At 69.1% G+C, this 11,038-nt stretch carries 11 protein-coding genes and 1 pseudogene; 4 read left to right on the top strand and 8 right to left on the bottom strand.

Annotation, left to right across the window (positions count from 1 at the left end; genetic code table 11):
• Nucleotides 1-428: 428 nt before the first annotated feature.
• Nucleotides 429-1,073, bottom strand: a complete 645-nt coding sequence (locus tag AB0M65_RS37495) for a GntR family transcriptional regulator (RefSeq protein ID WP_364039151.1) — start codon at nucleotides 1,071-1,073, stop codon at nucleotides 429-431.
• A gap of 79 nt (nucleotides 1,074-1,152) precedes the next feature.
• On the opposite strand from AB0M65_RS37495, the gene AB0M65_RS37490 reads away from it, so the two are divergent.
• Nucleotides 1,153-1,584: a VOC family protein gene (locus AB0M65_RS37490; RefSeq protein WP_364039148.1), complete on the top strand. Its 432-nt coding sequence runs from the start codon at nucleotides 1,153-1,155 to the stop codon at nucleotides 1,582-1,584.
• Nucleotides 1,585-1,607: 23 nt separating this feature from the next.
• Here the strand turns inward: AB0M65_RS37490 and AB0M65_RS37485 are convergent, their stop codons facing one another.
• The 5 genes from AB0M65_RS37485 to AB0M65_RS37465 form a co-directional block, all read right to left on the bottom strand.
• The gene (locus tag AB0M65_RS37485) at nucleotides 1,608-2,174 is read right to left on the bottom strand and encodes a MauE/DoxX family redox-associated membrane protein (RefSeq protein ID WP_364039145.1); all 567 of its coding nucleotides are present in this window, start codon (nucleotides 2,172-2,174) and stop codon (nucleotides 1,608-1,610) included.
• Nucleotides 2,175-2,177: 3 nt separating this feature from the next.
• The gene (locus AB0M65_RS37480; protein WP_364039142.1) at nucleotides 2,178-2,603 is read right to left on the bottom strand and encodes a S26 family signal peptidase; all 426 of its coding nucleotides are present in this window, start codon (nucleotides 2,601-2,603) and stop codon (nucleotides 2,178-2,180) included.
• Nucleotides 2,603-4,435 (bottom strand): ABC transporter ATP-binding protein, encoded by a 1,833-nt coding sequence (locus AB0M65_RS37475; protein WP_364039139.1) that lies wholly within the window; start codon nucleotides 4,433-4,435, stop codon nucleotides 2,603-2,605. The genes AB0M65_RS37480 and AB0M65_RS37475 overlap by 1 nt, the downstream gene beginning before the upstream one ends.
• Nucleotides 4,432-4,974: a TlpA disulfide reductase family protein gene (locus AB0M65_RS37470; protein WP_364039136.1), complete on the bottom strand. Its 543-nt coding sequence runs from the start codon at nucleotides 4,972-4,974 to the stop codon at nucleotides 4,432-4,434. Before AB0M65_RS37470 ends, AB0M65_RS37475 begins: the two co-directional genes overlap by 4 nt.
• An 88-nt stretch (nucleotides 4,975-5,062) precedes the next feature.
• Nucleotides 5,063-5,269 carry a hypothetical protein gene (locus tag AB0M65_RS37465; protein ID WP_364039133.1) on the bottom strand — a complete coding sequence of 69 codons (207 nt, stop codon included), beginning with the start codon at nucleotides 5,267-5,269 and terminating at the stop codon, nucleotides 5,063-5,065.
• A 209-nt stretch (nucleotides 5,270-5,478) separates the two neighbouring features.
• Between AB0M65_RS37465 and AB0M65_RS37460 the strand changes: the two genes are divergently transcribed.
• Together AB0M65_RS37460 and AB0M65_RS37455 are read left to right on the top strand one after the other, a co-directional pair.
• Complete coding sequence (locus tag AB0M65_RS37460; protein WP_364039130.1) at nucleotides 5,479-7,293, top strand: BTAD domain-containing putative transcriptional regulator; 1,815 nt, start codon at nucleotides 5,479-5,481, stop codon at nucleotides 7,291-7,293.
• Nucleotides 7,294-7,425: 132 nt separating this feature from the next.
• Entirely contained in the window at nucleotides 7,426-7,905 is a 480-nt protein-coding gene (locus AB0M65_RS37455) for a cupin domain-containing protein (protein ID WP_364039127.1), read from the top strand.
• A gap of 3 nt (nucleotides 7,906-7,908) precedes the next feature.
• Here AB0M65_RS37455 and AB0M65_RS37450 read toward each other — a convergent pair.
• Together AB0M65_RS37450 and AB0M65_RS37445 are read right to left on the bottom strand one after the other, a co-directional pair.
• Nucleotides 7,909-8,314, bottom strand: a pseudogene (locus AB0M65_RS37450) (RidA family protein).
• A 113-nt stretch (nucleotides 8,315-8,427) separates the two neighbouring features.
• Entirely contained in the window at nucleotides 8,428-9,201 is a 774-nt protein-coding gene (locus AB0M65_RS37445; RefSeq protein WP_364039154.1) for a maleylpyruvate isomerase N-terminal domain-containing protein, read from the bottom strand.
• A gap of 298 nt (nucleotides 9,202-9,499) precedes the next feature.
• On the opposite strand from AB0M65_RS37445, the gene AB0M65_RS37440 reads away from it, so the two are divergent.
• Nucleotides 9,500-10,948: a DHA2 family efflux MFS transporter permease subunit gene (locus tag AB0M65_RS37440; protein ID WP_364039124.1), complete on the top strand. Its 1,449-nt coding sequence runs from the start codon at nucleotides 9,500-9,502 to the stop codon at nucleotides 10,946-10,948.
• Nucleotides 10,949-11,038: the final 90 nt, after the last annotated feature.

Genomic DNA, 11,038 nt, shown 5'->3' with positions numbered 1-11,038 from the left:
CCTTGCCTAGGTACAGGAAGGCCCCCCTAGGCGCAAGGAAGGGGGCCTTCCTGTACTTGAGGCGAGCAACGGGCGCCGGTACCGAGCGGGCAGGGTCTCGTGAGTGTTGTGGGTCGCTAGAGCAAATCCGCTCTTCAGCACTTACGCGTCACCTGCGGCGTTGCTCGCGTGAAGTACAGGAAGGCCCCCTTCCTGTACTGGGGAAGGTGTGAAGGTCGAGTTTCCTCGGCTGAGCCGAGGGAAGGAGTCCTTCACGCGCCACCGTGGTGACTGGTGCTGCTGCTGCGCTCGTGATGGCCTTCCGGGCCGGGCGAGAGGCACCTTGAGGAACTCTGGGTCCCTCAAGAAGTCCTCCAAGGACCCGGCCGCTATCCGGCTCACCCGCCGTAGGTACCTAAAACACCCTTCGTTAGAACGACCCAAATCACTCACGACAGCACGTCGAGGGCCTGCCCGCGGTGCGCGGCGAAGAGCTCGAGCGCCTTCTCGACGTCGCGAGCACGGAGAGCAGCCGCCAGCCGCCGGTGTTCCGCCGGGATGTTCGCGAGGTAACCCTCGGAACTCACGCCGATCCGGGTGAGCAGGAACAAGTACACCTGCGACCGGATCGCCCGCCATGCCTCGCCGAGCCGGCGGTGCCCGGAAGCCGCGTAGACCGCGTCGTGGAAGTCGATGTCGCAGCGCACCATTTCGTGCTCGTCACGCGCCCGGTCCATCCGCGCCACGACCTCGTCGATCGCGGTGAGGTCCGCGGCGTTCGCGACCACCAGCCGGACAGCCAGCTGTTCCAAGGCCGAACGCAGGCTGTCGAGTTCGGCGACGTCCACTTCGGACAGTGTGGTGACGATCGCGCCGCGATGCCATTCGCTGCTGACAAGGCCTTCGCGCTCCAGCTTGAGCAGCGCTTCGCGCACCGGGCCGCGGCTGACCCCGAGCGCCGCCGAAAGTTCCACCTCGCGCAACTGCGCGCCGGGTGGATAGGCGCCGCCGAAGATGGCGTCCCTGACCCTGTCAGCGACCTCGTCGGCCAGCCCGCGACGACGCGCCGGCTCCACGCGGCCGGATTCGCTCATCGTCATCCTCCTCGGGAAACTTATGTCGTAATGTTAACATTACGACAAGCAGCCGTCAGCCGGGAAGGATCTCCAGAAAATGACCGTCCTCGACTCCCCCATTCCGCGCTTCCACCTCGCCATGCCGGTCGACGACCTGGCCGCCGCCCGCACCTTCTACGGCGAAGTCCTCGGGCTCGACCAGGGCCGCAGTTCCGCCACCTGGATCGACTGGAACCTGCACGGGCACCAGTTCGTCACGCACCTCGCGCCGGAACGGCCGCAGCGGATCCACAACCCCGTCGACGGACACGACGTGCCCGTCCCCCACTTCGGCCTGATCCTCACCGTGCCCGAATTCCGGAAGCTGGCGGATCGCCTGCGCGCCGCGAAGACCCAGTTCGTCATCGAGCCCTACGTGCGCTTCGAGGGGCAGACCGGTGAGCAGTGGACGATGTTCCTGCTGGACCCGGCGGGCAACGCGCTGGAGTTCAAGGCTTTCGCCGACGACTCCCAGGTCTTCGCCGCCTGACGTCCGCACCGACCGCAAGTAGGTCAGCGCGGGGTGGGGGCGGGACCGGCGAAGAGTTCCGCCAGGTCCTCGAACCGCACGACCGCCACCGCGCCCACCGCACCGACGGCCGCCGCGAGCACGCCCGCGACGGGCTCCACATCGGACACCCCGAGGAGCGCGACAGCGCCGAAAGCGGCGGACACCAGCAGCAGCGCGTTCCGCACCACGTGCCGCGGCGCGAGCACTGTCCGCGCCGGGCCGAAGCAGCGGCAAGCCGCGCCGGTCCGGCGCGCCACCGCACGCCATACCGCGGCGGTCAGCACGCCGAACAAGCCCGCCGCGAGCACCAGTCCCCCGGCGGCGAGCCACCAGCCGGTCTCGGATCCGGCGGTGACTAGCACACCGGCGGGCAGCAGGAGTGCGGCGACAAGGAACTCCGCGCCCAAGGTGAGCGCGGCGAACAGCCGCGTCCAGCGTGCCGGGATCCCGAAGGCGGGCACCGAGGCCACGAACTCGGCATAGGCGGACTTACCCCGTACCTTGCTGATCGCGGAGACCAGCAGCACGAGTCCACAAAGGACCATCGCGAACACGGCCACGTAAACCATGTCTCACCTCTGTCCGATCGGGCGGAGCACGACGCCGATCAACGCGTCCGCCGGGATGTAGCCGAGTCGCCGGGAGTCGTTGCTGCGTGCCGGGTTGTCCCCCAGTACCAGCAGGTTTCCCTCGGGCACGACGTCTCCGGGCACCGGGATCTGTGACGGTATCGGGTCGCCCGGCACCGCCACCGCGCGTTTCACCAAACGTCCGGCGGTCGGATCGCCAGGCTTGCCGGGTCCGCCCTGCACCACGACGACCTGCCCGGTCCGCACCCGCTCCAGCCTCGATCGGCGCACGAGCAGCCGATCACCGGCGACGTACGTGGGCTCCATGCTCACCCCGTGCACCGTCACCACGATCAGCCGCCTGCGCAGCATCAGCAGCCACGCGACGGCGACGACGATCACCATCGCCACCGCGAACAGCACATACATCACTGGGACACCACCTCGTCGTAACCCGAAGCCTGCAGGCGGAACAACCGCGCGTATTCCCCGCCGGAGGCGATCAATTCGTCGTGCGTGCCGAGTTCGGCGACCCGGCCCTCCGCCAGTACCGCGATCGCCGCCGCGTCGCGGACCGCGCCGAGGCGGTGCGAGATCAGCACACTGGTCGCGCCTTCCCGGTGCCGCCGCAGACTGCTGTGCACCTCGTGCTCGGCCTCCGCGTCCAATCCCGAACTCGGCTCGTCCAGGATCATCAGATCCCGGCGATCACGCAGGAACGCCCGCGCCAGCGCGAGCCGCTGCCACTGCCCGCCCGACAGCAGCACGCCGGTCTCGGGGTCGTCCCGGTCCGTCTCGTCGAAGAACATCCGGGAAAGGAAGGTGTCGTACCCACGCGGCAACCCGGCGACGATGTCGTGCGCGCCCGCCCGTCGCGCCGCCGCCATTACCCGGTCACGATCATCCATAATGGACACATCGCCGAGACCGATGTTCTCGGCGGCACTGAGGTCGTAACACATGTAGTCCTGGAACACCGCGCCGATCCGCGCACGCAGATCGTCGACCGGGACGTCACGCAGATCCACGCCGTCCCACAGGATCGCGCCGCGGCCCGGATCGTAGAACCGGCACAGCAGTTTGACCATCGTCGACTTCCCGGCGCCGTTCAGCCCGACCAGTGCCAGCGCGTGGCCGTGCGGGATGGTCAGGTTCACGCCACGCAGTACCCACGGCTGGTCCTCGGCGTAGCGGAACCAGACGTCACGCAGTTCGATCCCCGAACGCAGTGCCGGGAGCTGCCGAGGCGTGGCCGGAACCGGAAGATCCGGCCCCTGCGCTTCGATCTCTTCGTAGTGGTCGAACAGCAACGTCGAATGGTGCGCCGAGGCCAGCCGTGCGACGAGGCCCTGCAGCGCGCCCTGCACCCCGCCGACGGCCGCCACGAAGATCGCGATGTCGCCGAGTGAAAGCCTGCCGTGCGCGGCCAGCCACGCCGCCCAGAGCAGGCCACCGGCCGAAACCACCGCGGTCAGCCCGGCCAGCAGGCCGTGTATCCGCGCGTCCCGGCGGTCCTGCCCCTCGACGACGGCGTGCGCCGCGGTCAGTTCGACGAGCATCCGCCGCCGGAACAAATCGCTGAGTCCCAGCAGCCTCAGTTCCTTGGCGGCGTCCAGGCTCGCCAGCAGGTCGGCGTAGAACACCTCGCGTCGTTCGGTGGGCGCGATCGACCACATGACACGAGCCCGCGCCTGGCTCAGCCGCAGGTTGGCGATCAGGGCGGGGATCGCCGCGAGCAGCACGATCAACGCCATCCCCGCGTTGATCACGAGCAAGGTCCCCAGGAACCCGCCGAGCGTGACGGCCGCCTGCACCGAGCCGATGCCGTCGTCGACGAGCTGGCCAGGTCCGCTGCGACCGGTCTGCTGGGCAAGCCGGAGCTTGTCGCGGAATCGCGGGTCCTCCATCCTCGCGATCCCGGCCAGCCTGCCCATCGCGCGGTAGAGCCGGTCCATCGTCACCACGGCGACGGAGCGGTCGAGCCGCTGCTTCAGGTACTCCGTCCCGACGGGAAGCAGGCCCGCCATCAGGCCCGCGACGGCGAGCGCGACCGCCCACGGCAGCAGGGTCAGCCAGATCTCGCCGTCGGCCAGCCCGTCGAGGAGCACCTTCATGCACCACGCGGTCACGATCGGGACGACCCCGCCGACCAGTGACAGCGCCAGGTACAACGGCGTGCCCACCGGGGCGGCCCGCCGGGTCAGGCGGACCGCCGCCCAGAGCAGGCTCAGTACCCGGCGGGCGCCGAGGGAGGTGTTCACAGCTTGGCCGGCACCGGCAGGGCCGACATCTCCCACCCGCTGGCCAGCACGGTCCGGTCGGCCTCGACCACGCAGAGCGCGGGATAGCCGGAGGCACCGAAGGCCTGGTGCACGTCACCGCCGTCGAACTCGCGGATCACCTCGGCGACCTCACCGAGCCGGACGACCATGTCGGCCGTCTCCTCCTCGTTCCCGGCGGCGATCGCGATCACCTTTCCCTCGAAGCCGGTGGCGTACTCGATGAACTCGGGCATCCGCTCCTTGCACGGGGTGCAGTTCGGCGAGAAGAAGCCGACCAGGGCGCGGGTGCCGTCGATGTCCGCGGTGGACAGCTCGGCGCCGCCGACGGTGGTGGCGGAGAAGGCGCCGACGGTCGCGCCCGCGGGCAGCGCGATCTCCGGTTGGGCGGCGGCGTTCCGCTGCACGTTCTTCAAGGTCTCGTTCTGCTCGCGCAGCCGCCGGATGATGCCAAAGCTGAGCAGCAGGTCCAGCACGCACAGGAGTCCGACGAGCACGACGGCGGCGGTCAGGATGGGCATGGTGTTCTCCAGTGGAGGAAGAGGGACGGGCAGGGTGCCGCGGGGCGGCGGCCGGTGCTCGCGCGCCGGCCGCCGCCCGTGGTGTCGATCAGCCTCCGCAGATCCGGAAGGCGTAACAGGGTCCGCAGAACACCTTGCAGGCACCGTTTGTCGAACAGTTCTGCCGGAAGTCGCTGCGTTCACGGCAGTAGCAGTGCCTGGTGAACGGGTCGGGCGGGCAGCCGGCACCCACGTCGGCCTTGGCCACGAACACGCTCAGCAGCTTGTCGCTGAAGGATCCCAATGTCTTGCGCATGTTCCGCGCTCCTCACTTCCTCCGAGCCGGACGGCTTCGGCAGCGCCCAACGTAGGAAAGGCCGGTACACGAAGAGCGATAGTGCCGATACACGCACGCGTGTATCGGCTGTGCGCCTGACGCGAGATGAACGTCCGGCAAAGTCGGAGGTGATAGAACTGCCTTAAGGGGTCTCACGTTTCTGTCTCCAACTCTCGGGAGAGGTGTGAGTGTCGTCGATCGAGTTCAGGGTTCTGGGGAGGCTCGAGGTACACACCGAAGGCGGGACGATCGCGCTGGGCTCGGCCAAACAGCGCAATCTTCTGGCCGCGTTGCTGTTGCACCCCGGCCGAACCGTCCCGATCCGCAGGCTGATCCAGACGTTGTGGGGAGACGAGCCGCCGCTTTCGGCGGTCGCCAACCTGCGTACCTACGCGAACCGGTTACGGAGCGCGCTGCCGGGAGAACGCATCTCCGGCCGCACCTTCGGCTACGAAATCCTTCTGCGACAAGGGGAATTGGACCTCCACGCGTTCACAGAGCGGGCAGGGACCGGTCGCGCGGCGCTCGCACGCGGTGACTTCGCCGCCGCCGTCCGTCACCTCGGTGAAGCACTTTCCGGCTGCCGTGGCGCGGTGTTGGAAGATCTCGCCGACAACGAGGCGCTCGCCGGCTCGATCGCGCCGGTCGAGGAACTCCGGCTCTCGGTCGCCGAAGACCATCTCGACGCCCGGCTCCGGCTCGGCGAGCATCGCGAGGTGATCGCCCCGCTGCGGGAGTTCGTCGCCGAACATCCGTTGCGGGAACGGCCATGGGCGCATCTCATGACCGCTCTGTACCGATCCGGTGATCCCGCCGGGGCGCTCGCCGTCTACACCGACTGTCGCCGGGTGCTCGCGGACCGGCTCGGGCTGGAGCCGTCACCGGACCTCGCCAAGTTGCACCGGGCGGTACTGGACCGGGATCCGGGACTCACGGCGGTCTCCCCCTCGTCCGTCACCACCACCGTCCACCCGCGGGAGCCCGAAACGGCCGTGCCGCAAGAACTTCCGGCGCGGTGCCGGTCGTTCGCCGGCCGGGCGGACGACGCCGCGCGCCTGGCCTCGCTGCTCGTCGGGACCGACCGGTCCCGGCCGAAGGTCGCCGTGGTGCACGGCCCGTGCGGGATCGGGAAGAGCGCGCTGGTGCTGGAGGTGGCGCACCGGGTCGGCGCGCGGTTCCCTGGTGGACAGTTGTACGTCGACCTGAGCGTCGACGGTCCGGCTTCCCGGGTTCCTCCGCGCCTGCTGAGACATCTCGGCGTTCCCGCGTCGGACATCCCGTGGACGCCGGACGAGGCGGCCGCCGTGCTGCGTTCGCACCTCGCCCATCGCGCGGTGCTGCTGGTGCTCGACGGCGCGACCGAATCCGCCGCACTCCGCGCGCTGATCCCGGCGCGCGGCCCGTGCGCGGTGCTGATCACCGGCCGTTCGCCGTTGATGCTGGACGGCGCCGAGCACATCGCGCTCGGCCCGTTGTCCGATGAGGACGGGCTGGACGTGCTCGCCGGGCAGGCCTGCCGGTCCAAAGTGGAGGCGGAGCCCCGCGCGGCGGCCGCCATCGTCCGGCATTGCCACGGAATCCCGGCCGCGCTGCGGATCGCGGGCACCATCCTGGCCAATCGGCCGACACGGCCGTTGTCGTGGCTGGCGCACCGGCTCGCCCCCGAGGAAAGCAGGCTGGACGAGCTCGGCTTCGGCGGGGAATCCCTGCGTGCGCTGTACTCGTCGGCGTTCCGGCCGATCGCGGCAGGCAAGGACCCGTTGGCCGCGGCCGCGTTCCGCCTGCTCGGCAGGCCGGGGTTCGAGGTGTGCCGGACCGCTCAGGCGGCCGCCGTCCTCGACACCTGCCCGCTGAAGGCCGAGGCCGCGCTGGATCGGCTGGTCGATCTCGGGCTCGCCGAGTGGGGAGAGGAGGACACGTACCGGCTACCTCCGCTGATGCGGTTGTTCTCGGCCGAGCTCAGCGCGATCGTCCCGGCCCAGCGAACCGCCCTGTCCTGGTGAGCACCGCACCGAATGATAACGTCCAGGTTATCGATCGGTGCGGTCTCCGGTGTTGATGAAGGTCGCCGTCCGGGTGATTCTTTCTCCTGTCAGCGAGCCCGCTGAACACCGAAAACCAAGGAGCTCACCACCATGTTCGACCCCATCCTGCTCCGGGCCGCCGACGCCGAGATCGTCAGCGACGCGCCGGGTAGCGACATCACCCTGCTGGCCGACTCGGACACCACCGACGGCGGCTTCACCACGAACCGCGCGACCCTGAAGCAGGGCATCTTCGGTACCCCGGCGCACTTCCACACCCGTGCGACCGAGTTCTTCTTCGTGCTCGAAGGAAAGCTCCAGGTACTCGTCGAAGAAACCCTGCACACCCTGGAGAAGGGTGACTTCCTCGCGGTGCCGCCGCGGGTGCCGCATGCCTTCGGTCCCGCCGCCGATTCGGACGCCGACGTCCTCGTGACGTTCACGCCAGGTATGGCGCGCTTCGACTACTACCGGCTCCTCGATCGGGTCGCCCGCGGCGAAGCCGACCCCTCGGAGATCGCGGCTTCGTCGAAGCAGTACGACAACCACTACGTCGACAGCCCGATCTGGCGTGCGGCCCGCGGGCAGTAAGCCTCAGTCGATGACCGCGGTGGCCTCGACCTCGACCAGGTGCTCGGGCACGTCCAGCGCGGCGACGCCGATCAGCGTGCCCGGCGGGACCGGGGTGCCATCCAGTTCGGCGGCGGCCCGGTCCACCCCTTCGAGAACAGGGCCAGTTTGTCCGGGGTCCAGCCGACGACGTAGACGGTCAGCTTCGCGACGTCGTCGAAAGTGGCGCCCGCCCCGGCGAGCGCGGTCGCGATGTTGAGGTAGCACTGTTCGACCTGCGCGACGAGGTCGCCTTCGCCGACGGGGCGCCGTCCGCGTCCCAGGCGACCTGCCCCGCGACGAAGACGAGCTTCGACCCGGTCGCGATCGAAACCTGCCGGTAGACGGGGATCCCCGGCAGTCCCGCCGGGTTCACCAGGGTGATGGCCATCTTTCTCGCTCGCCAACAAGTGGGCGCTGGTTCCGGGCTCGTTGATGAAGGAGTTAGGACACTCAACGTCCCAATTCCTTCATCAACGCGGCGGATACCGATCCACCCCCGGCCTAAGGCAACCGGACAACCCGCAGGAAAGCGGGCAGAAGCCAGGGCCGGGGGCCGCTGACGACGATCTTGCGCGTCAGCGCCGAGCGCACCTTCCCGACCCGGTGGAACAGCATCAGGTTCAGCGACGGCGGATCGAACGAGATCCGCGCGTCGACCGGGCCGCCGGGTTCCTCGGCGGTGACGCGTCCCCGGTGCAGCACCAGCACGACCGGCGTGGTGTACGCGGAGCTGAAGGCGACGGCGATCCGCCGGTCACGTGGCGGTTCCGCCGTGTCGAGCAGGTGACCGGCGTCGTGGTTCAGCAGGCCCACCAGGAACAGGTCGAAGAACAAGGCCGCGTCCTCCGGCGGCATCGTCCACGGGAGCTTCAGCGCACGGGCGATGTCCCAGCCGTGGATCTGCAGTTCGTTGACCAGGTGGGCGAGGACGCCTGCCAGCGGCACCTTCGAGTCACCCAGCCAGCTCACCGGCGTCGCCGGATCGGCGTCCTCGGTCACCCGCAGCACTTCCTCGATGTCAGCGAGCAACCCTTTCACCAGCAGGCCGACGTCGCGTTCGGGAAAGTCGCTCAGCACCAAGGTGTTCAGTACCGAAACCGTGTCCACAGTGGTCTTTTCGAGCTGTTCCCGCGCCCGATCGCCCAGTATCGACGCGTCGTCCGGCCGGGCCAGCGACCGGTACATCCTCGCAATCGACGCGACGTGGGCGACGGTGTCGGCCACCGTCCAGTCCGCCGTCACCATCGCCTGTGGATCCGGACCGCCGGTCACCAGCTCGGCGAACCGCGTCCCCGTCACCCGATAGGCGCGACGTACCGAACGCCATCGATCCACTGCGATCTCTCTGCCCACAGAGCGATTTTGCCTTGTGGTGAGCGGGAATTCGTTCTTCTCGCGTGCCGAGTCCGCGCCCGCCCGCAACGTAGTGACCGTATTCACTACGGAAATCGACGTGACACGAAGCGACCGGTCCAGGCAGACTGCACAGGTATCTGCCACGCCTTCGCTGTCGGCGACCCCGGCGCCGAGGGCGGCCCTATCGCGAGCGCAGCCTTCCAGGAGTTCACCACTGATGACCGAGACCATGCCCAAAACCACTCCCGACCAGGAAAGGGCCCCGGCGAGCTCCGGGCTCCTGATCGGAGTCCTGGTCCTGTCGGCGTTCGTGATGATCCTCAACGAGACGATCCTGAGCGTCGCGCTGCGTGACCTGACCGTCGACCTCAAGGTCCCGACCACCACGGTCCAGTGGCTGACCAGTGGCTTCCTGCTGACGATGGCCGTCGTCATCCCGATCACCGGCTTCCTTCTCGAACGCTTCACCCCGCGCCAGGTCTTCCTCGCGTCGCTGACCCTGTTCAGCCTCGGCACCCTGGTGAGCGCCGTCGCACCCGGCTTCGCACTCCTGCTGGTCGGCCGCGTCATCCAGGCGTGCGGTACGGCGGTCATGCTGCCGCTGCTGATGACCACGGTGATGCGCCTTGTCCCGGTGGAGAAGCGCGGCGCCACGATGGGCACGATCACCATCGTCATCGCGGTCGCCCCCGCCATCGGCCCGACCATCGGCGGCGCCGTGCTGTCCTCGCTGGGCTGGCGCTGGATGTTCTGGATCGTGCTGCCGCTCTCGCTCGCCGCCTTGGTGGTCGGCGCGCTGCGGCTGCGGCTCGACAGCGACACCCGCAAGGTACCGCTGGACGTGCTCTCGGTATTCCTGTCCGCCATCGGTTTCGGCGGCGTGCTGTTCGGCCTGTCGATGTCCGGCGAGCCGGCGGGCGGTCACCAGCCGCTGCCGTCGTGGGTGCCGATCGTCGTCGGTGTCGTCTCGCTCGTGCTGTTCACCTGGCGTCAGCTGCGGCTGCAGCGGCAGAACCGCGCGCTGCTGGATCTGCGGCCGTTCACCCATCGCAGCTTCGTCGTCTCGCTGGTGCTGACCGCGCTGCTGTTCGTCTGCCTGATCGGCGCCGCGGCGATCCTGCTGCCGCTGTACCTGCAGACCGTCCTGCACACCAGCACGTTCGTCAGCGGGCTGGCCGTGCTGCCCGGCGGCTTGGTCCTCGGCCTGCTCGGCCGCCCGGTCGGCGCGTTGTTCGACCGCTTCGGCGCCCGCCCGCTGGTCATCCCCGGCGCGGCCGCGATGGCGGTTTCGCTGTGGCTGTTCGCCCTGCTCGGGCCGGGGTCACCGCTGGTCGCGGTGATCGCCATCCACGTACTCCTGATGGCCGGGCTCGGCCTGATGATGACGCCGCTGATGACCGAGTCCCTCGGTTCGCTGCCCAATCACCTCTACTCCCACGGCAGCGCGATCCTCTCCACCCTGCAGCAGGTCGCCGGCGCGCTCGGCACCGCCATGTTCATCGCGGTGGCCACGGCGAGCACGGTGACGGCCGGGGCGAGCAGCCCCGACGCGGCGGGGATCCGCACCACCTTCATGGTCGCCGGCGGGGTCGGGCTGGCCGCGTTCGTCGGTTCGCTGTTCGTCCGCAAGCCCACCGGCGCCCCGGCGGTCACCGCGCATCACTAGGGCGTGTCTGGCAAATCTCGTTCGTGGTCTTCGCGCCCAGGCGGCCCCTGGCGGCGCGGGCCCTTCGACCGAGTACGACCCGGTACGAGG

Source organism: Amycolatopsis sp. NPDC051071 (assembly GCF_040682875.1).
GTDB lineage: Bacteria > Actinomycetota > Actinomycetes > Mycobacteriales > Pseudonocardiaceae > Amycolatopsis.
Note: the sequence above shows the minus strand (reverse complement) of the source record. Positions and strands in the feature narration are given on the sequence as shown.

Excerpts from the sequence above, each read along its gene's own strand:
- AB0M65_RS37480 (WP_364039142.1), bottom strand. The coding sequence starts at position 2,603 with ATGTATGTGCTGTTCGCGGTGGCGATGGTGATCGTCGTCGCCGTCGCG.
- AB0M65_RS37465 (WP_364039133.1), bottom strand. The coding sequence starts at position 5,269 with ATGCGCAAGACATTGGGATCCTTCAGCGACAAGCTGCTGAGCGTGTTC.
- AB0M65_RS37455 (WP_364039127.1), top strand. The coding sequence starts at position 7,426 with ATGTTCGACCCCATCCTGCTCCGGGCCGCCGACGCCGAGATCGTCAGC.
- AB0M65_RS37470 (WP_364039136.1), bottom strand. The coding sequence starts at position 4,974 with ATGCCCATCCTGACCGCCGCCGTCGTGCTCGTCGGACTCCTGTGCGTG.
- AB0M65_RS37490 (WP_364039148.1), top strand. The coding sequence starts at position 1,153 with ATGACCGTCCTCGACTCCCCCATTCCGCGCTTCCACCTCGCCATGCCG.
- AB0M65_RS37440 (WP_364039124.1), top strand. The coding sequence starts at position 9,500 with ATGACCGAGACCATGCCCAAAACCACTCCCGACCAGGAAAGGGCCCCG.
- AB0M65_RS37485 (WP_364039145.1), bottom strand. The coding sequence starts at position 2,174 with ATGGTTTACGTGGCCGTGTTCGCGATGGTCCTTTGTGGACTCGTGCTG.
- AB0M65_RS37495 (WP_364039151.1), bottom strand. The coding sequence starts at position 1,073 with ATGAGCGAATCCGGCCGCGTGGAGCCGGCGCGTCGTCGCGGGCTGGCC.